At 40.0% G+C, this 25,936-nt stretch carries 23 protein-coding genes, 1 tRNA gene and 1 pseudogene; 19 read left to right on the top strand and 6 right to left on the bottom strand.

Going from position 1 to position 25,936, the window contains the following annotated elements; all coding sequences use genetic code 11:
• Positions 1 to 61: 61 nt before the first annotated feature.
• Positions 62 to 1,254 (bottom strand): annotated as a pseudogene (locus tag LOC50_RS17460) (alpha/beta hydrolase).
• Between the two features lie 415 nt (positions 1,255 to 1,669).
• Here LOC50_RS17460 and rpsF point away from each other — a divergent pair.
• From rpsF to alr, 9 genes are all read left to right on the top strand, one after another.
• On the top strand, positions 1,670 to 2,011 hold the full coding sequence (gene rpsF / locus LOC50_RS10720; RefSeq protein WP_036980061.1) for a 30S ribosomal protein S6: 342 nt from the start codon (positions 1,670 to 1,672) through the stop codon (positions 2,009 to 2,011).
• A 43-nt stretch (positions 2,012 to 2,054) separates the two neighbouring features.
• Positions 2,055 to 2,372, top strand: a complete 318-nt coding sequence (gene priB, locus LOC50_RS10715; protein WP_008466122.1) for a primosomal replication protein N — start codon at positions 2,055 to 2,057, stop codon at positions 2,370 to 2,372.
• A 12-nt stretch (positions 2,373 to 2,384) separates the two neighbouring features.
• Positions 2,385 to 2,612 (top strand): 30S ribosomal protein S18, encoded by a 228-nt coding sequence (rpsR, locus tag LOC50_RS10710; protein WP_002962753.1) that lies wholly within the window; start codon positions 2,385 to 2,387, stop codon positions 2,610 to 2,612.
• A gap of 36 nt (positions 2,613 to 2,648) precedes the next feature.
• Positions 2,649 to 3,101, top strand: coding sequence for a 50S ribosomal protein L9 (gene rplI, locus LOC50_RS10705; protein ID WP_008110407.1), 453 nt, complete (start codon positions 2,649 to 2,651; stop codon positions 3,099 to 3,101).
• A 221-nt stretch (positions 3,102 to 3,322) separates the two neighbouring features.
• Positions 3,323 to 3,874: an RNA polymerase sigma factor gene (locus tag LOC50_RS10700; protein WP_016900127.1), complete on the top strand. Its 552-nt coding sequence runs from the start codon at positions 3,323 to 3,325 to the stop codon at positions 3,872 to 3,874.
• Positions 3,867 to 4,346 carry a hypothetical protein gene (locus tag LOC50_RS10695; RefSeq protein ID WP_250653204.1) on the top strand — a complete coding sequence of 160 codons (480 nt, stop codon included), beginning with the start codon at positions 3,867 to 3,869 and terminating at the stop codon, positions 4,344 to 4,346. Before LOC50_RS10700 ends, LOC50_RS10695 begins: the two co-directional genes overlap by 8 nt.
• Positions 4,347 to 4,355: 9 nt before the next feature.
• Entirely contained in the window at positions 4,356 to 5,294 is a 939-nt protein-coding gene (locus LOC50_RS10690) for a DUF4097 family beta strand repeat-containing protein (RefSeq protein ID WP_036980056.1), read from the top strand.
• Between the two features lie 112 nt (positions 5,295 to 5,406).
• Entirely contained in the window at positions 5,407 to 6,786 is a 1,380-nt protein-coding gene (dnaB, locus tag LOC50_RS10685; protein WP_016900130.1) for a replicative DNA helicase, read from the top strand.
• The gene (gene alr / locus LOC50_RS10680) at positions 6,786 to 7,865 is read left to right on the top strand and encodes an alanine racemase (protein ID WP_250653203.1); all 1,080 of its coding nucleotides are present in this window, start codon (positions 6,786 to 6,788) and stop codon (positions 7,863 to 7,865) included. The genes dnaB and alr overlap by 1 nt, the downstream gene beginning before the upstream one ends.
• A gap of 70 nt (positions 7,866 to 7,935) precedes the next feature.
• Here the strand turns inward: alr and LOC50_RS10675 are convergent, their stop codons facing one another.
• Positions 7,936 to 8,175, bottom strand: coding sequence for a DUF2960 domain-containing protein (locus LOC50_RS10675; protein WP_004588463.1), 240 nt, complete (start codon positions 8,173 to 8,175; stop codon positions 7,936 to 7,938).
• Between the two features lie 100 nt (positions 8,176 to 8,275).
• Here LOC50_RS10675 and LOC50_RS10670 point away from each other — a divergent pair, with 100 nt between their 5' ends.
• The 3 genes from LOC50_RS10670 to LOC50_RS10660 are packed head-to-tail and all read left to right on the top strand — an operon-like array spanning position 8,276 to position 9,989.
• Positions 8,276 to 8,527, top strand: coding sequence for a hypothetical protein (locus LOC50_RS10670; RefSeq protein ID WP_008110382.1), 252 nt, complete (start codon positions 8,276 to 8,278; stop codon positions 8,525 to 8,527).
• 31 nt (positions 8,528 to 8,558) lie between these two features.
• On the top strand, positions 8,559 to 9,182 hold the full coding sequence (gene pnuC, locus LOC50_RS10665; protein WP_250653928.1) for a nicotinamide riboside transporter PnuC: 624 nt from the start codon (positions 8,559 to 8,561) through the stop codon (positions 9,180 to 9,182).
• 3 nt (positions 9,183 to 9,185) lie between these two features.
• A complete protein-coding gene (locus LOC50_RS10660) occupies positions 9,186 to 9,989 on the top strand; it encodes a phosphotransferase family protein (RefSeq protein ID WP_250653202.1) in 804 nt (267 codons plus the stop codon).
• On the opposite strand, the gene LOC50_RS10655 is transcribed toward LOC50_RS10660, so the two are convergent.
• A complete protein-coding gene (locus LOC50_RS10655; protein ID WP_214552100.1) occupies positions 9,986 to 10,168 on the bottom strand; it encodes a helix-turn-helix domain-containing protein in 183 nt (60 codons plus the stop codon). The genes LOC50_RS10660 and LOC50_RS10655 overlap by 4 nt on opposite strands.
• Before the next feature lie 236 nt (positions 10,169 to 10,404).
• Here LOC50_RS10655 and LOC50_RS10650 point away from each other — a divergent pair.
• Both LOC50_RS10650 and LOC50_RS10645 read left to right on the top strand, forming a co-directional pair.
• Positions 10,405 to 10,479 (top strand) — tRNA-Arg (locus LOC50_RS10650).
• A 400-nt stretch (positions 10,480 to 10,879) separates the two neighbouring features.
• Positions 10,880 to 13,654: a collagenase gene (locus tag LOC50_RS10645; RefSeq protein WP_250653201.1), complete on the top strand. Its 2,775-nt coding sequence runs from the start codon at positions 10,880 to 10,882 to the stop codon at positions 13,652 to 13,654.
• A gap of 384 nt (positions 13,655 to 14,038) precedes the next feature.
• Here the strand turns inward: LOC50_RS10645 and LOC50_RS10640 are convergent, their stop codons facing one another.
• Positions 14,039 to 16,519, bottom strand: coding sequence for a hypothetical protein (locus LOC50_RS10640; protein WP_250653200.1), 2,481 nt, complete (start codon positions 16,517 to 16,519; stop codon positions 14,039 to 14,041).
• Positions 16,520 to 16,584: 65 nt separating this feature from the next.
• Between LOC50_RS10640 and LOC50_RS10635 the strand changes: the two genes are divergently transcribed.
• The 3 genes from LOC50_RS10635 (at position 16,585) to LOC50_RS10625 (ending at position 21,844) form a co-directional block, all read left to right on the top strand.
• Positions 16,585 to 18,333: an MFS transporter gene (locus tag LOC50_RS10635; RefSeq protein WP_250653199.1), complete on the top strand. Its 1,749-nt coding sequence runs from the start codon at positions 16,585 to 16,587 to the stop codon at positions 18,331 to 18,333.
• A gap of 4 nt (positions 18,334 to 18,337) precedes the next feature.
• Positions 18,338 to 20,707: an alpha-glucosidase gene (gene ygjK / locus LOC50_RS10630; RefSeq protein WP_250653198.1), complete on the top strand. Its 2,370-nt coding sequence runs from the start codon at positions 18,338 to 18,340 to the stop codon at positions 20,705 to 20,707.
• Between the two features lie 168 nt (positions 20,708 to 20,875).
• Positions 20,876 to 21,844 (top strand): dihydrodipicolinate synthase family protein, encoded by a 969-nt coding sequence (locus LOC50_RS10625; protein ID WP_250653927.1) that lies wholly within the window; start codon positions 20,876 to 20,878, stop codon positions 21,842 to 21,844.
• A gap of 75 nt (positions 21,845 to 21,919) precedes the next feature.
• On the opposite strand, the gene LOC50_RS10620 is transcribed toward LOC50_RS10625, so the two are convergent.
• Both LOC50_RS10620 and LOC50_RS10615 read right to left on the bottom strand, forming a co-directional pair.
• Complete coding sequence (locus LOC50_RS10620) at positions 21,920 to 23,134, bottom strand: M24 family metallopeptidase (RefSeq protein WP_250653197.1); 1,215 nt, start codon at positions 23,132 to 23,134, stop codon at positions 21,920 to 21,922.
• 42 nt (positions 23,135 to 23,176) lie between these two features.
• Positions 23,177 to 24,424 carry an NAD(P)/FAD-dependent oxidoreductase gene (locus tag LOC50_RS10615; protein ID WP_250653196.1) on the bottom strand — a complete coding sequence of 416 codons (1,248 nt, stop codon included), beginning with the start codon at positions 24,422 to 24,424 and terminating at the stop codon, positions 23,177 to 23,179.
• A 268-nt stretch (positions 24,425 to 24,692) separates the two neighbouring features.
• Between LOC50_RS10615 and LOC50_RS10610 the strand changes: the two genes are divergently transcribed.
• Positions 24,693 to 24,920, top strand: a complete 228-nt coding sequence (locus tag LOC50_RS10610; RefSeq protein WP_250653195.1) for a hypothetical protein — start codon at positions 24,693 to 24,695, stop codon at positions 24,918 to 24,920.
• A gap of 3 nt (positions 24,921 to 24,923) precedes the next feature.
• Positions 24,924 to 25,925 (top strand): 4-hydroxyproline epimerase, encoded by a 1,002-nt coding sequence (locus LOC50_RS10605; protein WP_250653194.1) that lies wholly within the window; start codon positions 24,924 to 24,926, stop codon positions 25,923 to 25,925.
• Positions 25,926 to 25,936 lie beyond the last annotated feature (11 nt).

Genomic DNA, 25,936 nt, shown 5'->3' with positions numbered 1-25,936 from the left:
GTGTATTCGTACAGCTTGCTGACGCGACGAGCAAAGCTCGTAATGCTTTTAAATTAATGAGCTACAAATTTTCTTGTGATTCATTCACCATATCTTGCAGTGCATCGATTAACAGCGGGTCACGCGAGTTCTGTTTAGCAAGTTCTAGTGCGTATTTCATACTAGTGAATGCCTCTTTGAACTGTTTATTAGCAGTGTAGCCTTGCGATAATCGCATGTGAGAGTAAGCAGCATTAGGGTAATTGTTAGTAAAGTGTTTAAGTGTTGAAGTAGCTTTTTTAGTGTTACCAAACTCTTGCTAGTTGTGGGCAAATTCTACGTACACATCGTGTGGAATTTTAAGCTCAAATCCGTACTTATCACTAAGTGCTTGGTAGTAACCGGTAATCAATGATGCATCTGCAAATTTTCCGTGCTCGTCAGTCACTTTAAATATTAGGTCGCTAAATAAGTGAATTAGGCTATCGCTAGTGCTGGAAGTATGGTGCCCATATGAGTAAAAGTGGGATAATGCTTATATTTCCATTTTAGCTGCGTGGGCATTTGTTGCTCTAAATTTACTAAAGTATTTAATATGCCGCTATAAAAGCGTGCGCCTTCACTTGCAACACTAATAAATAACGCTTGACCGCCTTTAGGGTTTTTAGTGTATTTAATAATATTACTTTTTAACTCTTCATCACTCCACCAACTATTTGGGCTTATAGCTATGTAGTTGTTAAATAGTGCCGGTTGATTAACTAAAGTATAAAGCGCTAATGTGCCAGCATTAGAATGACCAATTAAGGTGTTGTAACCATTAGTTGGGTAGTTGCTATTTTTATAGGGCATGAGTGCATCAGACGCAAACTTTAAAAAATTATCGGTTTGCCCTGCGTCAGGCCATTTATTTTTAACAAAGGTTTAAAACTCCGTTTTAGGCTCACCTTGTACTTTAAGTAAGTAATCACGAACGCGGTTGGTTGTATCAATAGCAACAAGCATTGCATTAGGTATCTGCTCGTAATCAATGAGGGATTTATAACGCCAGATGCCGTATGAAAGTGCTCAACACCATCAAGTAAATAACATAGAGCGGCTGATCATCTTTTACATTGTCAGGTATGAATATTCTGATAGGTCTGTCTTCGTTAAGTATTTTTGATTGTAGAATGACTTTTTACCCACGGTTATGTCGGTTGTAGCGGTGTTTGCATAGCTTAAAAAAGGTGTACTAAAAGTAACTATTAACACAAACGATAGTAAGAGCTTCATAAATATCCTTATTAAATAATGTGTTGTCTAATAATTGCACGGCTTTAGATTTGAGTAAATGTTTATATTTTAGGGGAAAATGTAGGGCTTAAGTAATTAAAAGCTTCGCTTTTCAAGCGAGCAAGCTCACGCCTACCTAGTAAATATTAACACTTATTTTTATTTTACTTATTGATATAAAGGGAGCATCTAATAATATCTTCCCGAAGCCCGAAGCCCGAAGCCCGAAGCCCGAAGCCCGAAGCCCGAAGCCCGAAGTCTTTAACGCTTATCTATCAAAGCTTAAAAACCTGCTTGCTTAATTATCCTACTAGGCGTAAAATGCGCGCTCATTTCGGCTTTTAAACTATTAATTCCTTGCCTTAAACCGACCGGCCGAAACGGTAGAAGGCTCTATTAACCGTAAGGAATATCCATGCGTCATTACGAAATCGTATTCATGGTTCACCCTGATCAGAGTGAGCAAGTTGCTGGTATGATCGAACGTTATACTGGTTCTATCACTGAAGCAGGTGGTACTATCCACCGTCTTGAAGACTGGGGCCGTCGTCAACTGGCTTACCCAATTAACAAGCTTCATAAAGCTCATTATGTTCTTATGAACGTTGAAGCACCAACTGAAGTAATCAGCGAGCTAGAAACTACTTTCCGCTACAACGATGCAGTGCTTCGTAACTTAGTTATGCGTACTAAAAACGCTGTAACTGAAGCGTCTCCTCTTGTAAGAGAAGAGAAGAAAGAAGCACCAGCTGCTTAATTGTTTTGAGTCCTAGCATGGCACGTAGTCAGCAGTTACTATAATGGTTAGCCCATATACGAATCAGCTGGTTATATCGGGGGTTGTTTGTAAAACACCCAAGTTTAGCCAAAGTCCCGCGGGTATACCGCATTGTATTTTTGTTGTAGAACATAAATCAATGCAAGTTGAAGCAGATCTTAACCGTAATAGTTATGTGAGGCTTCAGGTGGTTGCCAGTGGTAAGCAAATGCAACAACAGACTCAACATTTGCACGTTGGGCAGGCATTGCAAGTAAGTGGTTTTTTAAATCGCCACGAAGGTCGTAACGGCCTTAGCCAATTGGTTTTGCATGCTCAGCATATAGAAAGAATTATTTGAGGAATTAATCTCATGGCACGTTATTTCAGACGTCGTAAGTTCTGCCGCTTTAAAGCGGAAGGCGTACAACAAATCGATTACAAAGATCTAGCTACTCTTAGAAACTATGTTACAGAAAGTGGCAAAATCGTACCTAGCCGTATCACAGGTACTAGCGCTAAATACCAGCGCCAGCTAGCAACTGCTATTAAGCGTGCTCGCTACTTAGCCCTTCTTCCATACACTGACTTACATAAGTAAGCAGCGGATTAACACGTTTTTAAAAGGTGTAGAAACATGCAAGTTATTCTACTAGATAAGATCGCTAACCTAGGTGGCCTAGGTGACCAGGTTGTTGTTAAATCTGGCTTCGCACGTAACTTCCTTTTCCCACAAGGTAAGGCAGTTCCTGCAACTAAAGCAAACATTGAAACGTTTGACGCACGTCGCGCAGAACTAGAAGCAAAAATCGCTGAACAGTTAACTGCAGCACAAGCACGCGCTGACAAACTTGAAGCATTAGCAGAAGTTACATTAGTATCTAAAGCTGGTGACGAAGGTAAATTATTCGGTTCAATCGGTACTCGTGACATCGCTGACGCTATCTCAGCTGTTGGTGTTGAAGTTGCTAAATCAGAAGTTCGTTTACCTCTAGGTACTATCCGTGAGACTGGCGAATTTGACGTTGCAATCGCAGTACACTCAGACGTAACAGCTACTATTAAAGTAATCGTTATTGCTGAAGCTTAATTTTTAAAATTAAGTTAAAAAAAACCGTGCTTTGCACGGTTTTTTTGTATCTAAAATTTGTAATTCAAAACAATAAATTGTTTGCTGTGGATTAAATCAAACACTTTTCTAAGTTAAACCTTTATTTTCAAAAAAATTTATTTCATTTAAACCTTTCTATTTCTCCTCGCGTCTAATAAGTTAAATTGCAATTACATAATTATAAACAGGAAAAATTTGCGATGTTAATGGACGCTAATCAGCCAATAACTGATCAAGTGCAGCAAATGCTTATTGATCAAGTTAAAAACGGCGACCAGTTAGCCTATAAAGCGCTCTATGACATGCATAAAGCAAAAGTTTATGGCTTATGCCTGAGACTAATAGCCGATGAGGGGCATGCGCAAGATGCAACTCAAGAAGTATTTGTACAGGTATGGCACAAAATAGCGCAATTTGATGGGCGTTCGCAATTTTCTACCTGGCTTTACAGTGTCACCAGTAATATTGCTATTAGCTATGTGCGTAAGCAAAAACATTGGCTTAATAAAGTTATTAGCTTTGAACAAAGCGGTATGGATGAGCAATCTGCAAATGACTGCAATGGCTTAAATGGCTTAGATAAATTAATCGTTAGGCTGCCTGAGCGTGCAAGAATGGTATTTGTACTGTATGCCGTTGAAGGTTATAGGCATGAAGAAATAGCAACCTTGCTAGGCATGGCTGTAGGCTCTAGTAAGGCGCAATATCATCGTGCAAGGCAATTATTAAAACAGTGGTACGAAAATGAGTAAAACAAATTTTGATGACTACTTAAATGAGTCGCTAACACAATTAAATAAAAATATAACACCCGATAAAGAGCTCTGGGATGGGATTGAGCGCGCCATAATGACTAATAAGCAGGCAAGTATAGTTAAGAGTGTAGTTTGGCCGAAGCTAACTGCTATTGCGGCATGTTGTGTGGCTGCTTTGGTTAGCACTATGGTGTTTTTTACATCTCCAGAGACAAATACCGCTGTGGCGATGAGTGATTTTTTTACTAAGCAAAAACAAAGTTTACTTGTTCAATACCAAAGCCAAGCGGCACTAACAGATAACTGGCAAGTGCAGCTAAAAGAACTTGAAGATGCTGAGCAGGCTATAAAGCAAACACTTGAAAATGAACCACAAAATAAGGCGCTACTGTCCATGTTAGCGCAAGTATATCAACAACAACTCGACTTAATTAACAAGGTGCATGCACCGCGTTGGCAACAAATCTAGGAGAAATAAATGAAAGCAATAATACTTGGAATCGCTTTATTACCAATGGCTGTATTTGCCGGTGAAAAAATAGAACAACAAATTGAAGTACCAAACGGTGGCGTTATTCATATAGAAAATCAGCGCGGCAATGTAAATATTATGGGCTGGGAGAAAAATCAATTTAAAGTGAGCGGCGAGCTTGACGATAAAGCACAAGGCTACACTCTTAAAACACAGGGTAATAAAACTCAGTTTATTGTAAAAATGCCTGATCTTTCAAATTGGGATAATAACAATAATGGCTCAACGCTAACTATTTTCATGCCTCAAAGCAGTGCGCTGGAGTATGTTGGGGTTAACGCTTCGGTAACTGCAAAAGAGTTAAAAAGAGGCACTGAAATTGATGTAGTCAATGGCGCCATTACAGTAAATGATCTTAACGGCGATATTAAGCTTACTAGTGTTAACGGTGACATCAACGCAAAAAACCTCAGTGGTAAAGTGCAATTTGAAACTGTAAATGGCGCAATTGATGATCAGCAATCTAACGGAGAAGTTCGTTTTAATGCGGTTAATGGGAATATAAAATCAAACTCGACTGCTAATGATATTCGCTTAGAAAACGTAAACGGTGATATCAATCTTACCTTCGATGCAATCAAAGAGTTACAAATAAGCACTGTAAATGGCGAAGTTGAAGTGCGTATTAATCGCCTTTTAAGTGATGCTGATGTAAGTTTTGAATCTGTAAGTGGCAATGCTGAGTTTTACTTTCCAGCTGATTTATCGGCACAATTTGAAGTGCAAGCCCATGCCGGCGGTAAAATTGACAACCAGCTAACGAGCGACCAAGTGCAAAAAGCCAAGTATGGCCCAGCTAGTGGAATTAAGTTTAATGCTAATGGCACCGATGCCAGTGTAGAAATGAATACCATAAGTGGGACGATTGGACTTAAGCGCCAATAATCATCCATTTTATTTTAAGTTACAAAAAGCAGGAAAGATTTCCTGCTTTGCTATTTGCACAGCCCTGCCAAGTCGATAGAATAGAGCCATTCAATTTTAGTACTGTGAAGTTATGGCCAAACCAGATAAGCAAGTCGACACTCTTAAAGTTCCTCCCCATTCAATAGAAGCTGAACAATCTGTTTTAGGTGGTTTAATGCTTGATAATCAAGCATTTGATCGCGTAGCTGAACTTGTTGTGTCACAGGACTTTTATACCCGTACCCATAAGCTTATTTTTGAGGCAATGACAGCACTGGCTGAAATTGGCGATCCGATTGATTTAATTACTATTTCTGAAAGTTTAGAAAAAAATAATCAGCTTTCAGGGATTGGCGGCTTTGCGTATTTAGCCGAAATAGCTAAAAACACCCCAAGTGCTGCTAATATTGATGCTTACGCTAGCATTGTACGCGAGCGTGCAGTTGTGCGTGAAATGATTGGTGTTGCCAATGAAATTGCTGAGGCAGGCTTTAACCCAGAAGGGCGCACAAGTCACGATTTACTCGACTTTGCTGAGAGCAAAGTATTTAAAATTGCTGAGCAACGTACAAAAAGTAGTGATGGCCCGCAAAGCATTCACAACATACTTGAAAAAACCGTTGATAAAATAGAAGAGCTTTATCAGTCACCACAAGATGGTGTTACCGGTGTAAGCACAGGTTATGCTGATTTAGATAAAATGACGACTGGTCTGCAGCCCTCTGATTTAATTATTGTAGCAGCACGTCCATCGATGGGTAAAACTACCTTTGCGATGAACCTTGCTGAGCATGCAGCAATGACCCAAGACAAGCCTGTACTTATCTACTCACTAGAGATGCCCTCTGAACAAATTATGATGAGGATGCTGGCGTCCCTTGGCCGAATTAACCAAACCAAAGTACGTACTGGTCAGCTAGATGACGATGACTGGGCGCGCCTTTCATCAACCATGGGGTTACTCATGGAAAAAGGCAAAATGTATGTTGATGACGCCTCAGGCTTAACACCCACTGATGTACGTTCACGTGCACGTCGTATTGCCCGCGATCATGGTGGGATAAGTATGATCATGGTCGATTACCTACAATTAATGCGCGTACCTAGCTTGTCAGATAATCGTACCTTAGAAATTGCCGAAATTTCACGTTCACTTAAAGCATTAGCAAAAGAATTACAGTGTCCGGTTGTTGCACTATCGCAGCTTAACCGTACCCTAGAGCAACGTGCTGATAAACGCCCAATTAACTCAGATTTGCGTGAGTCGGGCTCTATTGAGCAAGATGCCGATTTAATCATGTTTATTTATCGTGACGAAGTATACAACGAAGACAGTACTGATAAAGGTGTTGCAGAAATTATCATCGGTAAACAGCGTAACGGTCCGATTGGTAAAGTGCGCCTAACCTTCCAAGGTCAATTCTCTCGCTTTGATAATTACGCGGGGCCTGCTGTAGATGATGATTACTAATGCGCTTAGCTATTGCCGAAATTAACTTACAAGCACTTGCTCATAATTTAGCGCAAGTGCGACAGTTTGCGCCTAACAGTAAAGTTATGGCGGTATTAAAAGCCAATGCTTATGGCCATGGTTTAGTAAAAATAGCGCAGCACCTTAATGATGCCGACGCATTTGCAGTGGCACGAATAGATGAAGCGCTCGCACTGCGAGCTGGCGGGCTGACCAAGCCTATTGTGTTGCTGGAAGGTTTTTTCCATCAAGATGAGTTGCCGATTTTATTAGCCAATAACTTTCAAACCATAATCCATGATGAAAACCAGCTCAGAGCACTTGAAAATGCAAAGCTCGATGCACCAATCAGTTGCTGGTTAAAAATCAATACGGGTATGCATCGTTTAGGGGTTGCACCAACGCAATTGAATGATTTTTATCAGCGCTTGCAAGCGACTAATAACGCTAAAGATGCAATCAATTTAATGACGCACTTTTCCAGTGCCGATGATGTTAATGATCCCAAAACAGCAGAGCAAATTTCTTTGTTTGATTCATTAGTGCAAGGCAAACAACAAGCACATTGTTTAGCAAATTCGGCCGGTATTATTGCTTGGCCTGCCGGTCATGGCGAGTGGGTGCGTCCAGGCTTGATGATGTATGGTGTATCACCAATGCTTAACACTTCTGGAAAAGATCATCAGCTTAAGCCGGTGATGCGCTTAACCACTAAGGTTATTGCAATTCGCGATGTTGATGCTGCGCAAGGTGTTGGTTATGGTGGTAGATGGCAAAGTGCTCAGCCGACTAAGCTTGCAGTTGTTGCTATGGGCTATGGTGATGGCTATCCGCGTCATGCTAAACATGGTACCCCTGTAGTGATTGCTGGCAAACGTTATGGTATTGCTGGCAACATCTCTATGGATATGATCAGTGTTGATATTGGTGAAAATGCTGATAGCATCAAAGTAGGCGATGAGGTGGTGATGTGGGGCCCCGAGTTACCGGTAGAAGAAATTGCACAATGTGCTGATACTATATCTTACGAGTTATTGTGTAATATTACACCGCGCGTAAGTTATGAGTACCAGCGCTAATATTTATTTTAAAAATACCCATTAAGCTTACATTGCTAGAATGATCGTGATGCTCACTTAATCGGTATCGTTACTCTTTTATAAAGTAAATATCGCTAAAGCCCATGCGAGCAAATTCTTGATCACGAAAGTTACGCACAGCCGATGACCCTTTAGAGGTCATTTCAATTTGGCGTACCATGTTTAAGTAGTTAGTTAAATCGATACCTTCGGCAGCCGCAATAGCCTGATACATATCGTGGTATTTATCTTTGGCGAAGTTAATTTCGCGCGGTTGATTTTTAAAAGTGTAGGTAATTCTGCGTGCCATAATGAGCTCATTTAAATTGAGTGTTAGTGTAATTTTACACTGTATTTAAGTTGCGTTGAATGATTAGTTGAAATCAAATAATTAAAAAGGTGAGTTTGAAATGAAATTATCAGTAGAGATCAGTAAATACCCGCTCCACCAAGATTACATTCCTTTTATTAAAGGCTTTATCGACAGAGTTAATGCTTACGAAGAACTCAAAGTGATCACGAATACGATGTCAACCCAAATATTTGGTGATTATGATCTAGTTATGCAAGTGATCAGCACAGAAATTAAACATTCATATGAGCAATTTGGTAAAGCTATATTTGTGTGTAAATTTATTTCGGGCGATTTATCTCCCGAATAACCTCTTAACAAACACGGTCGTTTTTATAATGATGGATTTTGTAACGCAAATACTCAGTGGTTTTACTGCTATGTCGCATTGGGAATATATTGCGGTTGCTTTGTCGGTGGCGTATTTATTACTGGCCATTAAAGAGAACTTATGGTGCTGGCCTGCGGCTTTTTTTAGTACGCTTATTTATACCATTATGTATTGGAATGGCGCGCTGCTAATGGAGTCGTTACTAAACTTTTATTATATGTATATGGCGGTGTTTGGTTGGGTCGTGTGGCGCAAAGGCAAGGCTAATCAAGCGCAGCGGCTAATTACATCCTGGCCGGTAAACCGACATATTATTTTAATTGTACTCACTACATTAGTGTCATTAGCAATTGGCTATGCAATGCAAAACTATACGCATGCAGATTTTGCCTATCTTGATAGTTTCACAACTTGCTTTGCTGTGGTTACTACGTATCTGGTAGCTAAAAAAGTACTAGAAAATTGGCTCTATTGGATAGTCATTGATGCGGCCTCTATGTATTTGTACTATGAAAAAGGCTATTACCCAACCCTTGTTTTATTTGTATTTTATACCGTTATGGCAGCATGGGGGTTTAAAACGTGGTACGAAGAATACGAGCAAAGCCAAGCCAAGCCCATGGCGCAACTTTAATCTATGAATCAGCATTCTCAGTTAGTTAATATTTGTAGCGCGTTTTTAGTACCGAGCACAATAACCGCAACAGAGTATTTGGTTAACGGTCTAAGCAACGATAACTTTTTGATCCGTACTGACAGCCAAGCTTATTTATTAAAGTGTTATAAATCGTATTGGCCACAAGTAGGGTTACATGCTCAGTATGAGCTCAGTAAACAACAAGTTTGCTCTGCTCCCATATGGCTCGATAAGCAAAATAAGCGCGCAGCTTTTAACTATATAGAGGGAGAGGTTGCAGAGTCTTATTTGGCGATGCCGCTACTGACTAAACTTGTTAAGCTTCATGCGTATACAACTAATAATGAGGCAATGAATATAGCTTTGGAATTGCAAGCCTATCAGCATTTATTAGTGTTTAAACAATATGAAAAGCTCATAAACAAGACATTAAAAAGCATAGCCAACATGCCCGTAGATAGCGGCTTTTGCCATAACGACTTAGTCAAAGAAAATATCGTGGTAAACCCGCAAGGTGTTTATTTAATCGATTTTGAGTATGCTCAAACAAATGATGTGTATTTTGATCTTGCTGCGTTAGCGGTTAGTTTTAAATTAGATGCTTCAGGCAAGCAGGCTCTGCTTAACAATTACAAAACGCACACCCTATCAGAACAATTTTATTTATCTATGCACAAACTCAATTGCTATCAGTTAGTTTATTTACTGTTATGTATAGGTTGGTATGAGCAACGCGCTATAAACAATCAGGTTGTTGTATTGCGCGCGCAACTGGATGAGCTTATTGCTTTAATGGAGGGTTAAAGTCCGCCAAAGCGTTCCGCAAGCTCTTTGTATTTTGCTACTTCATCAGCGTCAAATTGCATTTCGCCGTTATCATCTTCTGATTTAGCGATTAATAGGCTTTCTCGAGCAAGGCGTTTAACTCGCTCGACTTTAACTCCTAAAAACTCAGCAACTTGTTCTGTTAACATTAACTTCATAATTACTTCCTCGTATTTAATCTTTCCGTCCAGTGACAATAATAGATAATATGTGTCTAAAGCGTTACTGTTTTTTATAGGATGTAAATAAATAGCGCTTTTTTTACCTTTTGTTAAGTGATTAGCTCAAATTATAGACATGTAAACGAATCATGCTGGTATTTATACAAAGATGCCTTTATTATTGCGCATGCTAAAGCATTGATATCGCGAGTTGATGTGGAAGCAACAAATGTGCTCTCGTGGTGAAATGGATATCACGTGGCCCTCCGGAGGCTAAGTTGTAGGTTCGATCCCTACCGAGAGCGCCATTTGGTCCCTTTCCTTTTCTAGATAGTAAATACTAATATCTAAACAAATGATGACCTGAGTGTGGCCAACTTAAAACTATTTTAATTTTAAGAGCTGACAATTTCGTTACTTTTGCGTAATAAAAGTTTATCTTAAATTTAGAGTGTATTTACATTTACGCATATCTACAGCTTTGTCCTTTCTAGCCATACTTCTCATCCTAAATATTTAATGACTTTGTTTTCTTAGTTGAAATATAGATTAACTTCAGACCTTATTTCTTTCGTCAAACCATCAACAGGAGCTACTTACACTGTTATTTAAATATAAAATATATTGTATACAATGATAATTTAATGTTACAAAAGTATTTCTCTTTTCGAGTTGGATAGAGAAAACAATAATTATCAAAGGTAAATTATGAAAATTAAAACATTAATTCTGGCGCTACCTATACTTGGAGCAAGCTCTTTAGCTCAATCAGCTAACCTGCAAGAGCGCTTGTTTACACCAAAAAATGCAGAAGTTGAGCGCACACATCATCACGGTGTAGATCACCAAAATAATGAAAAAGCCCCTATAGCTGAGTTGCAAAAGCAGCCACAACAACTTAATCAATTTATGATGCGCAGCCAAGCCGCCGTTGTCAGTTGTGATTTAGCTGCGATGGCAAGTGCAAGCACTAGTACAATTATCACTGAACTTAAAAGCCAAGGTACTAGTTGTATTAATGAACTATTTAGTGCTCCATCCTCTATTCAGAGTCAAGTTTACAGCTCAGATAACATGTATGCCGTTGCAAATCATGCTAAGTCACTCTCACAGACTTATGCTGGTGGTGGAGATGTTGACTTAGAAGCGCTGTTTTTATATTTGCGTGCGGGTTTTTATGTTGAGTTTTACAACGGTAACGTGAATTTTAGTTCTTGGGTACAGCCTGCAGTAGTTGATGCTATAGATGCATTTGTAAACAATAGCCACTTTTATGATGATAATGATGGACACGGTAAAACACTTGCTGAAGTTATCATAACTATGGATAGTGCTGAGCAGCAGCATCGTTACTTAAACGTGGTAAAGCAGTGGTTAACGCGCTTCAATGAGAGTTATGCTGCAAAATGGAATATGCGTAGTGCTGTTAATGGTATTTTCACGCTACTTTATCGTGGCCAGTGGAATGATGCATTTGTAACCGCTATCGGCACTGATACTGACTTAGTTGCTAAGCTAAGCGCATTTACTCAAAAGCAGTGGATGATAGACTCAGATGCACAATACTTGATTGTTAACGCTGCCAGTGAACTAGCTCGTTTAAAACAATATTCAGGCACGCCAATACAAGCAAGTGTTGATACTGGTTTGAAAGCTATTTTTAGCACCTATAACAGTTTTGGTTATGGTGATGCAGTATGGCTTGCAGCAGCTGATTCTGTAAGTTATTACGCAGATTGTAATGACTACGGTATTTGTGGCTTTGTTGATGAACTAACTCAACAAGTGTTGTCACAAAGTTATAGCTGTAGTAGTACTATAAAAATTCGCTCGCAAAATATGACGGCTATTCAACATGCAGCAGCATGTGATGCTATGGGCACTGAAGAAGGGCTTTTTCATAATAAGCTAGCCACAAATAACACCCCTGTTGCTGATGACAACAATAACTTTTTACAAGTAAATATTTTTGACAGTAGTGACGATTATAGCAAGTACGCAGGTGCTATCTTTGGTATAGATACGAACAATGGCGGTATGTATTTAGAAGGTGACCCATCTGTAGCTGGCAACCAAGCTAATTTTATAGCTTATGAAGCAAGTTATGCCAATGCAGAGCACTATGTATGGAACTTAGAGCACGAGTATGTTCACTATTTAGATGGCCGTTTCGACTTATATGGTGACTTTAACGCACCCACAGAAGATATTGTCTGGTGGTCAGAGGGGGTTGCAGAGTATGTTGCTAATTTAAATAACAACGATGCTGCAAAAGCCACTATTAGTGATGGCTCGCGCTATACACTAGCGCAAATTTTTGACACCACCTATGATGGATTTGATCAAGATCGAATTTATCGCTGGGGTTACTTAGCTGTTCGCTTTATGTTTGAACGTCACAACAACGAACTTGATGCCATGTTGGCTCATACCCGCACTGGTAATTGGAGTGCCTATAAATCAAAAACTGTAGAGTGGGCCAATAACTATGAGAATGAATTTGTACAGTGGTGCGATGACTTAGTTGCAGGTACGAGCACTAATACCCCACCAATAGCACAAATTAATGGCCCGTATTCTGGCATGCAAAATAACAATATTAGCTTCACGAGTAATGGTAGTAATGATAGCGATGGTAGTATCGCCAGTTATCAATGGAACTTTGGCGATGGTAGCAGTTCAAATCTGGCAAATCCTACTCATAGTTACACAAGTGCAGGAGAATACACCATAACATTAACCGTGGTTGACAATGAAGGTGCAAGCCAAACTGTCACTACAGTAGCAACTATCGAAGCTGACAGTAGTGTTGATGATGGTGTGCTATTGAATAGCCAGCCAATTAACATCAGTGGCGCTCAAGATGAATTTTTATATTTCACTTTTGATGTTCCTTCAGGCGCCAGCGACCTTATGTTTAATTTAACTGGTGGTACAGGTGATGCGGATTTATATGTAAGTTTTGAAGCAGCACCGAGTGAAGCTATATATGATTGTCGCCCTTACATTGGTGGTAACGAAGAGTCGTGTGCTATAAACCCTGCACAAGTAGGCCGATACCATGTGATGGTTAGAGGTTATAATGCATTTGATAACGTTCAGTTAACAGCATCATTTACCCAAGTGACTTCTAACGTGCCAGATGTGTGTGCTAGTCAAGGCAGCCGAAGCCGTGGCCGCTTAAATGATGGCGAAGTAATTTGTCTAGGTAATAGCGATCCTATGTGGTTTAGCATTGCAGATGTTCAAGGCCAAAATGGTATTGCGATCACCACCGCTAATGGTAGTGGTGATTTAAGTCTAAGCTACGCTGCAAGTGGTTGGCCAAATGGTAACAATGAAGTGGCTGAGTCAAATAATAGCGGAAATGGAGAGTGTATTTATATTTCAGGCCAGAGTGAATACTGGGGCTACCTAAAAGTAGCTGGTAATAGCACTGGTGCAAGCTTAGTCGTCGACTTTAACAGTCAAGGGTGTCGTTAGTTTATATATAAACTTAAAGCGTGATCTCACGTACTTTATATAATGGAGTCATCAGTTTTCTGGTGGCTCTTTTTTATAAAGAAACAAATGCAAAGGTTCATTTCTTCAAGGTCAAAACCCCCCCTTTATCTTTTTTATAAATTGAACTACTTGGATGTAAAGTTGATAAATAAACATTCAATTGTACTTACGTTGCAAAAGTGTCGATAAAGCTGACAACTTCAATATTGATGAGTACATTGAAAGGTAATTAAATTAGGGCATAGGTGGCTGAGTATGAAGAGAAAGGAAGCAACTCAGTTAACGCTGGACTAAATAATGGTTATTTAAAGAGAAGCTTAAAGCCACTTTCTTTCGAAAGTGGCGTTTGTCCTATTGTTAAGCTTAGGACAAAGTTAGCTCTTGAATAAGACGAATAGGCTCACCATCAACATTTAAAATGGCCTTTACAGAAATCTTTTGTGGTTTGTCAGTTTTTGTTACTTTGAAGATGTATGTTTTTTGTTCATAAGGTGCTAAATCAACACTTTTCTGTTGAGATTTTGCGGGAGTGGCTTGCTCGAATGATGTCGAGGTTAGAATAATGTCCCCAGTTGTTTCTCCAGAATAAGGACCAGATAAATTAAACGCTACTAACCAATGGTCTTCATGCTCTTTCGTTTTTACTACATTAAACTCAACGCCATTAAACGGGGTTACTCGTTTTGAGAGCGTAGTTTGGTGCGTTAACGACTTCCATTTGAGAGTTTGCGCAATAGTAATCTTATCAGCATTTATTTCTGTTGGCAGTGAGATATTATGTGTTCCTGAGCTCAAGCTGCGTTTTAGCTGATGAGTTTTGATTGGCTTATTCGCACTATTTGTGAGTGTCACTTGTGCAGTAATTTCTAAAGGGGAACCAGTTGGATTGACCACTCTTAAAAAAGGCTTCTGTTGGTGATAATAAATATCAGATTTAATCCCTGAAAGTGAACTAAAACCAGCATTATTTAATGTGGCTATATATTGATTTTCCAAGAACTCTAGTTCAGAACTGGCTTCATCGTGCAGCTCTATAGAGGGGAGTTTTGCCAAAATATTACTCAATTCAAGATCGCATTGTGGTATAAATCTCTCGTGTTGCAGGCAGGTTTTAAACATTCGGTTTAATAGAGCATAATTTTTAAAAAGCCAAGGGTTTGTAAGCGAATTCTCTGCTGTGACAGACTCCAAGCGAGTGGGGGTAGGGTTAAATAAGTACGGGGTGATTTTATGGTTGTTATTTTGACCTAATAAGCTGATCTTTTCGCTGTTAAGTGTTGAAATCATTTGCTTATTCAGGGGAATAGAAAATTGTTGGGTTACTTTTTGACTATTACTTTGAGCGTGTAAGTTAACGCGTAACTGTGTTTGCTCGAGCGTTAGATTTATTGCAAGTTTCTTATCTGCAATTAATGCACCTTTTATCTCAGGTGTCAGGGCTATTTGCTTTGCTTTAAAGTTATCGTAGCTTTGTGCATTTATAATTAAGTGACTGCCATCTTCAATAAGCAGCATCAGTAATTGCTCATCACTTGCTTGCTCTTCACCAATAAAAGTGCGGCGATATTTTTGGTTTTTTTGGCTACGCTTACCTTGTAATGCTATGCCAATGTTTCCTCGATGTAATTGAGCAGCTTCAAATTCGATTAACGCGGCCACTTGGTTTTTATTTACCACATCAATGAGCGAACTCGGCTTTGGCGCTGGAAAGTCCATGACTGGGTGGTTGGCAGTTGAGGGGAGATTAATATCTAATCGTGATAACGCCGTTGATTGAGTATTACGTAGCCAGTAAGCGTTACCGTCTTGCTCCCAAGGGCCCGATACAATATGGAAGCTAGGCTGGATATTTTCTACAAAATCAGCAAAACCTTGTTCTATTTCCGACCAATTTTTAAAAGTACTTTTAAGCAGTGAGTTAGCTGTTGAAAGTGTGGCTTCGCTGTGTGGGTTCGCTAGTCTTAGCTCTTCAATAAAGTGAGTAAAGTACTGTGCCCGTTCAGGAGAGCTTAAAAGGTAATGAATAATAAAAAAATTAAGTCCACGCTTTAGTGCAGGATCGTCATTTATTTCTTCAATTGTAGGTTTATTAGCGCTGTAATATTGTTTTAAACCGGTTTCAATGTAATTCATTGGGGCGCGATCAAATACCATGACGGTGAGTTGTTTTTGCTTAGGATCATAAACATGGTGAGCAATCGAATCCGCTAAACCTTCGGTGATCCAATTAGGTGCCCACGTTGAATGGCCGTTTAATGCCATATGAAAAGCATGCATGGTTTCGTGAATAACTATATAGCGCTGGTGGTGCTCACGGTGGCTGGGGAAATTATATCCGGCACGGTTATAAAACATGGTTTCACCACCGGCAGTTTTATGTACCCCACGTAAAAAACCATCATCAAGCATGGCCTCTCGTACACGTGATCGACTACTACCATAAACAACGGCAATGCGTTGGCGCTCAATATTGGGGGGAGCCATACCAAATAAAGCAACATAATGTGGGTATGCCATTTCAAGTAACTCTAAGTATAGCGTGACTTTTTCTTTAGGTAGATCACTTTTTAGCGCAAAGTGCTTACTTACCCACCAGTTGTAGCCCCGACTATTTCCTATTTTGCCATCGCTGTATGTATATGGAATTTTTTTTCCTAAAAACTCTATATCGATATTATTGAGTGTGCTGGTATAGCCCTGCACGGTAATGTTTGCTTGCATTTTACTTGGGCTGCTTTTTATATTGCCAATACTAGGCTTATTATTATTCGCACTAGAATTAGGCGTGGGCTGACAGGCCGTGAGTAGTAAAGTTAATAATGTGAGAGATATAATTTTTGTCATTTTATTTGCTTTAAGTGTATATTGTATGCAATATAAAATACTGTGTTTAATTGAAAAAGTAAACTATGAATAATAACCAACAATTACAATCAGCAGCACAGCAGGGAACCGAGAAAAATAAACAAACTTGGCGTAGCTTTGGATTAGGTTTCTATTTGGCTAATACCATGGAAATTTTTGAGCGTTTAGCTTGGTATGGTTTCTTTGCTGTATCATCGGTATATATGACCACACCCATTGAACAAGGGGGGGTCGGATTTAGTGATGCAGAGCGAGGTGCAGTACAGGGGATAATTCCGTTTTTTTTATATTTATTACCTGTGATCACTGGGGCTTTTGCCGATCGCTATGGCTATAAAAAAATGTTTACATGCTCATTTATTGTGATGGCGCCGAGTTATTACTTTTTGGGTCAAGTGACAGACTTTAATTCGTTCTTTATGATTTTAATGTTAGTCGCTTTTGGTGCATCCTGCTTTAAGCCTGTGGTAGTTGGCACTATAAGTCAAAACACTAACGACAGTAACCGGGGTTTAGGCTTTGGTATTTTTTACACTATGGTTAATTTGGGGGGCTTCATAGGCCCGTTAGTGGCTGGGTATTTACGGACTATTAGTTGGGATGCGGTATTTATTATGTCGGCATCTTGGATAGTTGTTAATTTTATTCCATTGCTCTTTTACCGTGAGTCAAGCAGCAAACTACGTAGCAGCATAGGGGCGGCAGCGGTTTTACAGCAAGCTCAACATGTTTTGGGTAACAGCCGTTTCGCATTATTACTGTTTACCAGTGTAATTATTTTAATGACGGGGGGAGTTAGCTGGTTAACATACACTCAAGCTTTTTCACTAATTACGATTTGGTTAGCTGCGAACTGGTTATGGGATAAGTGCGTAAGCGTGCAAAAAGCGTCTAAATGGTATCTACAACCGGTGAGGGTTAGCAACCGTAGTTTTGCACTATATTTAGCAATATTAACGGGGTTTTGGACGGTATATAACCAACTTTTCTATACTCTACCTCTGTTTATACGTGACTATATTGATACTCAAGATTTAGTTGCACTCTTGAGCTACTTTAGTCAATCAGCAGTGGATTTTTTTGCTTATGTTGATATTCAAGCTTTAAGTAACAAACTGCAAACACTGGCTGCTACTCAGAGTGTAACACCAGTCAAAGAGGTAAATTTAGAGGCTGTGCGTCTAGAGTTAGTCCACTTAAAAGTTAATGTTCCTGTTGCTGAAATAGCGCTATTTTTTAAACAAGCCAGTGCTTCTAGCTTTTCGGCTGAGCAAAGTATGCAATTGGCGCAGCAGTGGCTTAAATACCGACAGGTAAACCCTGAATACCTAATTAATTTAGATTTTGCAGCTATTGTTCTGTTACAAATAATAGTAAGTGTTAAATGCCAGCATTTTAAAGTTATATCTGTCCTAATAAGCGGTTTACTTGTCACAGCAGGTGCTTTTTTAGTGTTGTTATTAATGAGCGCGGGGGTATTACTAAGCCAATTGGGAGGTTTAGTAGTGGTAACGGTTATATTATTAATTGCTTTTGGTGAAATGCTCACCTCTCCAAAAAGCCAAGAGTATGTAGCCAGCATAGCTCCAAAAGGCAGTGCTGCTATGTTTATGGGTTATTACTTTGTATCTATGGCATTAGGCTTTTTATTTGCTGGATTTTTGTCTGGGTGGAGTTATGGTTACCTAGTCAAAGAGATAAAATCCCCCGAAATCATGTGGCTATTATTTGCAGGCATTGCACTAGTTACCGGATTTGGTTTTTATTTATTAGCGCGATACAAAAAGGGCTAAATAAATGATTTTTAAAAATCTGTTTATTTTAATCACCGTGCTTTTAATCAGTCATTGTGAGGCTGCTGCTAGTGAGGTGGTTGATTATAAAAACTTAATAGATAGAACCGGAAGCCCATATTATATGCAGGACTTTGAGCAAGGCGGCCACCAACGTTTTAGCCCTCTTTTTGATCTAGGCGCATGGCATGGACATTTGCTACCAACAGATGAAAACGCCGGCGCGTTCACCGGGCCTGCTATTGTTACTGAGGAGTATTTAAATTTTATAGCACCTTATTTGGAAAAGCTGACTGTTTATAAAGGCCAGAAAATTGACGAGGCCAATAAAGTGAAACTAGCAATGCGGGCTTACAGCGAACCCGGCGCGTTAGTGCAAGAGCTAAGCGGTGACGGGGTAAACATAATACTTACTTTGCGCTTTGTGACAAATCGCACTTCATTAGTCAAAACACAGATTAAAACCACTGAGCCTGTTACATTACATTTCACAGGAAAGCTTATAAACCATTTACGTGCTAACAATGGCACTGAAAAAGCGGGGCGTTCGCCATTTGTGGTTTATCCGGAATTAAATCCCCAATGGCAAGTCACCAACAATAGTATTGCGATTAGTTTTGGCAAAGTAAGGGCGCATGGACACATACTCACTTCGGGGAGCTCACAGTTATTGCTTAAAAAAACGTTAGCGGTTAGAACACGTCATGACGACCTAAGTTACTCAAGCGCAACGCACATAAAAAACAATCGTACATTCTACACAAGCTATTCATATTTATTAAATAATCAAGAAGCGGTACGTGAAAGAGAGATTATTGATGAAATTTTAAAGCAACCCGAACACTATTTATCACGTAGTAAATTACGTTGGCAAGAGTATATAAATAAAGCCACACAGCCAATTAGTAACAAGCAACCAGCTCTACAAAAACTTGCGGTAAAAAGTGTTGAAACGTTAATTGGAAATTGGCGCAGTAAAGCTGGTGCAGTAGGTTTTGATACCGTTAGTCCTGCCGTGACCGGTCGCTGGTTTTCAGGTAATCAAACTTGGCCTTGGGATAGCTACAAGCAGGCATATGCACTGGTAACATTTAATCCAGAGCTTGCTAAACAAAATTTGAATGCTGTGTTTGAGCATCAAATAACGCCAAACGATGCTGTCAGGCCATGGGATGCTGGATTTATACCTGACTTAGTGGCCTATAATTTTAGTGCAAAACGCGGTGGTGACGGCACAAATTGGAATGAGCGTAATACTAAGCCAAGCTTGGCAGCTTGGGCTGTGTGGCAGGTGTTTGAAAATACAGGCGATACTCAGTGGCTCGCGCACATATACCCTAAACTAGTTGCTTATCGTGAATGGTGGCTACGCAATCGTGATCATAATAAAAACGGTGTGCCAGAGTATGGTGCCACTGTTGATAAAGCTCATAATACTCGTGACGGCAAGTTATTATTTAATGTAAAAACCTCGGCAGGTTGGCGAACAAGAAGTGGCTTAAAAAACTATAGGACTTACCTAAGCGATGAAGCAATCTTAGAAATTAAAGTTCCGGCACAAACAGCCGCATCTTGGGAATCTGGTCGTGATGATGCTGCTGTGTTTGGTTTTATAAATAATCAACAGTTAAATCGTTATATAAAAAACGGCGGGATTCGTGGTGACTGGCACGTTGGTTTTGCAGAAAATCGTAATGATACAGGTACATTAGTTGGGTATTCATTATTGCAAGAATCTGTGGATCAAGCCTCTTATATGGCTGCTGATAACCGTTATTTAAGTAAAATAGCGAAGCAGCTTAAATTACCGCACCAAGCAAGTTACTTTTTAAGGCAAGCCGCTCAGTTAAGAGATTATATCAATCGGTGCATGTTTGATAAAAATACAGGCTTCTACTACGACATTGAAATAGCAGATACCCCCTTAGCGAATGGTTGCGCTGGGAGGGCTTTAGTAAAAAGAGGCAAAGGTCCTGAAGGGTGGTCACCGTTGTTTAATCAAGTAGCGAGTATGGAACAGGCCAGTGATGTGGTAAAAACAATGCTTGATAACAATGAGTTTAATACTTACGTTCCGCTTGGCAGTGCTGCGCTGACTAACCCGGCTTTCGGTGCGGATATTTATTGGCGTGGACGTGTATGGCTTGATCAAGCTTACTTTGGGTTAGTAGGTATGAGTCATTACGGTTATTGCAAACAAGCTCAGCAACTAAGTGAAAAGCTATTAAATCATGCCAATGGTTTGCTTTCTAATGCACCAATACGTGAGAACTATAATCCGCTTAATGGTGAGCAACAAGGAGCGCCTAACTTTTCATGGAGCGCAGCACACTTATTACTAATTGCTCAAAAGCAAGGTAAATGGTGCCAATAATTGGCACTGTTTAATTCAGTTCACCAGACTAATCACACTATGGCATAAATTAATCACCACTGCTTAAGCTTCACAAATTACAAAAGAATTAACACAAATAGAATATTGTATACAATATTCTATTTGTGTTAATATTTATAGGAGTTACCTTTAAGCACAGGAAATATGATGAAAACAACGAACACAGATTGGCGCTTTTCAGTTATGCCGGCCGTATTCACATGGCTAAAAGAGTCTGAATCTGGATCATTTGAAATAGACTTTGATACAACAAAGAAATACGCTGCAGAAATTTTAAAAGTACAAGGGAAAGGCGGTAGTAGAATGGGGGGGCTTGTTGGCTCAGGCACATTAGGTGAAAATAGTTATCTAAGTGTTGATCAGCGTCTTTCTTTACTTGAAGCTCTTTCTGATGTTGCAAAAGAATACAGTGTGCCACTGATCAGTGGTGCTGCGGCAGAAACGAAAGAAGAAATAGCTGAAATTGTAAAGCAACTTGCATCTGTTGGCGTAGATACTGTCATGGTTATGCCACCAAAAACCAAAGAAGCACCTAGTGATGAAGATATGTATGCATATTATGCGCTTTGTGCAACAGCCGCTAAAGAGGTTGGCATTACAATTATGCCTTATAACAACCCAGATGCAGCTGGCTACCATGCGCTCTCAACCGAGCTTCTTAAAAAACTTGCTGCGCTTCCTGAAGTAACTGCGTTAAAAATATCGACGTCAGATGTTTCAATCATTGAGACGATAATGTTAGAAAACAAAGATGCAAAAATTTTGGCAGGTGTAGACACTGTCACTGTGTATGCCGGACTAGCAGGAGCATGTGGCGGGATCACAGGTGTAGGTTGTATCTTTCCAAAAGCGAGTGTGACGATGCAGGAGTATGTAAATAAAGGGGAATGGGCTGAGGCTAACAAAATTTCTCAGGCTATGAATTCCATCTCTTACTTGGATGCTCAACCGCTACTTATGGAGTACCTTAAGTGCGCATTTGGAATTCATCATGACGATAAGGATGGTGGACTTCGTACTTTCGGTAATAAATTAACTCAACAGCAAATTGATGACGTTCGTGCAAGATATCTTTTAGCACGAGAGAGGCTTAAAGCTTTGGACTTGTTAGGCTAATTCGTTGTCTAGTTCTTTCAAGTACTAATTAGCTGCACGGTAAGTATTCGCCGTGCAGCAATGAGTATATTTATCTTATAACCCAAATGGGTTTTCGAGGCTATGAGCGGGTTCAGTGAACCACTTTGGACCATTCTCAGTCATATAAAAGTGATCCTCTAAACGCACACCAAATTCACCAGGTACAACTAGCATTGGCTCATTACTAAAGCACATACCAGCGGCTAGAGATGTTTTGTCACCGCCGACCAAATAAGGCCATTCATGGATGTCTAAGCCTATACCATGACCGGTACGGTGTGGGCAGCCAGGTGTTTGATACTCAGGGCCAAGGCCTTGCTCTGCTAAGTAAGAGCGGGCAGCGTTGTCGACACTCTCACAACTTTGACCTATTTGAGCTGCATCAAAAGCGGCCATTTGTGCGGCTTTTTCATAATTCCAAAATTGGCGTTGGCGGTCTGTAGCTTCACCAAATACGTAAGTGCGAGTTATATCTGATAAGTAGTCGTGTACTTTACAGCCAGTATCAATTAAAACCATATCTCCTTTTTTAAGAATTTGTGGCTCTTTGACACCATGAGGAAATGATGTAGCGAGGCCAAACAAAACGATGCAAAAGTAGTTACCAGGCGCGCCAACTTTTTTGTGCGCTTGTTTAATAAATTCTTCTACCTCAGTTGTGCTTATACCCTCATATAGCATGCTGGCTGTGGCCTGATGAACTTTTAAGGTCATATCCATCGCACGCTGTATTAGCATTAGTTCATTGGCTGACTTATGCATGCGGCAATGAGCTGTAACAGGCTGTGCATTAACGAGGTTTAAGCCTGTTTGCGCTTTATTTATGCCATCGAAAATGAAAAACTGCGCGCTTTCGTCAATCCCTACAGTGCCACTCTCAGCAATGCCCATTTCGGTGAGCACTTTGACAAATAATGCATAAGGACTTTCGTGTTCAAGCCAGCCGCGAATTGGGCCTTCTATAACTTTAAAGCCATTGAGAGAGCCAATTTCAAAATCAGGGGCTATATATTGTACTTCGCCCTTCGCGGGTAAAATAGCACCGACCATGCGCTCACTTGCGTACCAGCGCATACCCGTAAAGTAAGTAAGGTTAGTCCCTGCATTTAAGTAAATTGCATCAATATTATTGGCTTGCATATACTCTTGAGCACGGGCAATACGGGCTAGATGCTCATCAGCTTGAATGGGAATTAAATCGCGAGTCATATTGGAAAGACTAGCAAGTGCTTGTTCTTTCGTTTGAGTACCAATACCTTTGGTCATCATTAGGTTCTCCTATGTATTTGTTTAATTATAATTTTTAAAGAATTAGCGCATAAACCGGTTTATAGAATATGGCTCTAAATTTATGGAGGGGGCTTTATTGAGACACAAATCTGTAATTAACTCGGAAGTTATGGCTCCTTGTGTCAACCCTAAATGCTGATGACCAAAGGCAAAGTACAGGTTATTGTGATTGGGGGCTTGGCCTATTATAGGTAATGAGTCAGGCAATGATGGCCTACAGCCCATCCATGTAGTCGTGGCACTAAGAGGCTGGCTAGCTAATAACGCTTGTGCATGGGGCAGTAAAGCTAATGCACGTTTATTATTAGCCTTTCTATTTATACCCGCAAACTCCACTGTGCCTGCCACTCTTAACCCTTGACTCATCGGGGTCATGATAAGACTCCGTTCAGCAGAAGCTACGGGCCGTGTTAGGCCATGGTTAATATTAACCATACAGTGGTAACCACGCTCGGTATCTAAAGGTGCTGTGTATCCAAGCGGCTCGATGAGAGAGGCACTCCAAGCACCCGCTGCGATCACGACTTTATCGAAATTGAGACTATCTTGTTCATCACTCACCATAAAACCTTCACTTTTAGGCGTGATAGCAACTACTTTCTGTTGACGAAATTGCCCTTTTAATAAACTGAACTTTTGCGCTAATTGGATACAAAATAAATGTGGTTCAATACTATGAGCAACGTCTTCAAATAATAAAGCGTGTTTTATTTTGTCGGATAAACTGGGCTCTAGAGCATGTACTTGCTTTGTATCAAGTAGCTTTACTTTAATTCCTTGCGCTTGATACATAGCCAAGGTGCGCTGCACATCAACCAATGGGGTTTTTTCAAAGGTAAGTAAACTCCCTTGTTTAGTAAGCAGGTGGCCCAGTTGATAGTTTGCTAATAATCTTTCATAAGCATGAATTGCATGTTCATTTAAGGCTTTGAGAGCGTGTGTATGTGCAATAAATCTGGCAGTAGGCATATTTTTAATAAACTGCCAAAACCAAGGGAGAGCTTTTATTGCATAGCGCCAATCAATGCGCAATGGCCCTAATGGGTTAAAAAGCATAGCAGGTAATTTTTTTAATAATGCTACCTGCGCTAGAGGAAATACCTGTTCGGTGGCAAAGTGCCCAGCATTACCTTTTGAGCAGCCTTGCGCTAGGCCATTTTCATCGTATAGCGTCACTGCAAAGCCAGCTTGTTGTAACTGTAAAGCTGTGCAAATACCAATTACACCAGCACCGATCACAGCGACTCTTTGTGTTTTTTTATTGGCCAAAATTACCTTCCCCTGATGATAAAAGTGAAACGCTATACGTTTTTTTAAGGACTAAATCGATATTGTATTTACTGAGAAGTAGCCAGATAAAATTTATATGCGCTTTCTAATTTTATTTTTATATATAAATTCAATTGTTTATGTTTGGTTTTCTATTTGGAAGCTCTTAAGTATAAAGATCTATAAGTTTAATATTAAAATAGGATATTGATTATTGTATACAATATACTTATCATATCAAGCATAAATATCAATTCGGAATAAGCAAATGAGAATCAATTGGCATGGCATAAACCCAACAATGGCCGCTCAGTTTAATAGTGATGAGTTAGTTAGCTCTACATGGCAACTAGCTGGCAGCGCTATAGTAAAAGCTATAGTAAAAGCTATAGCAGATTTTAAACTACTGGTTGTAAATGAAAAAACTTCTTTATCAACGCTTAACGATACTGCGAAAGCGTATTGTGTTGATTTAAATAAATGTAAATTGGATTAAGTGATGCGAAAAGGCACCTTTTTTTGTATTGACGGCCATACTTGCGGTAATCCTGTGCGACTTATAACAAGTGGCCACCCTCTGTTACAGGGCAATACCATGAGTGAAAAGCGCCAAGACTTTTTAGCTAACCATGATTGGATCCGTCAAGCGCTCATGTTTGAGCCCAGAGGTCACGATATGATGTCGGGCGGTTTTTTATACCCACCTACTAGCGAAGATGGTGATGCAGCCATTTTATTTGTAGAAACTTCCGGCTGCTTACCCATGTGTGGCCACGGTACAATGGGTATTGTTACCTTCGCCTTAGAGCATGGTTTGCTACATGCTAAAACCCCCGGTACTTTAAAACTGGATACGCCAGCAGGACGAGTTCAGGTCAATTATGAAATGACGGATGGCAAAGTACAGTGGGTTAAAATTTATAATGTGCCTGCTTATTTGGCGCATCAGTCTATTTATATCAATATCACAGAGTTGGGTGAGTTAAAGGTTGATATCGCTTTTGGTGGTAACTTTTATATTATTGTCGAGCCACAGGGTAACTTTAAGGGCATTGAACATTTAAGCGCGGGGCAAATACTCAAGTACAGCCCCCTAGTGCGCGATGCCATTAACGCCAAAATACAATGTATACATCCACTTGATTCTACCGTTCAAGGTGCTAGCCATGTGTTATGGACTGGCTCACCCAAAAATTCCAGCTCAGATGCGGCTAATGCGGTTTTTTATGGTGATAAAGCCATTGACCGCTCACCATGCGGAACAGGCACTAGCGCCCGCATGGCTCAGTTGTTTAGTAAAGGCTTATTGCAGCAAGGCGATGCATTTATTCATGAAAGTTATATTGGCAGCCAGTTTATTGGCTGTATAGAGCAGGTGTCTGAAGTGGCAGGTCAAACTGCTATTTTACCTAGCATTCGCGGCTGGTCTCGGGTAACCGGAACGAGCACCATTACAGTAGATGACGACGACCCATATGCCTATGGGTTTCAAGTAATTTAACGAGGAGAAAA

Origin of the sequence: Pseudoalteromonas sp. SCSIO 43095, from assembly GCF_023650455.1 — a bacterium.
In the GTDB taxonomy this organism is placed as follows: Bacteria; Pseudomonadota; Gammaproteobacteria; order Enterobacterales; family Alteromonadaceae; genus Pseudoalteromonas; species Pseudoalteromonas tetraodonis.
The sequence above is the reverse complement of the archived record's forward strand: the minus strand, read 5'-3'. Positions and strand labels throughout refer to the sequence as shown.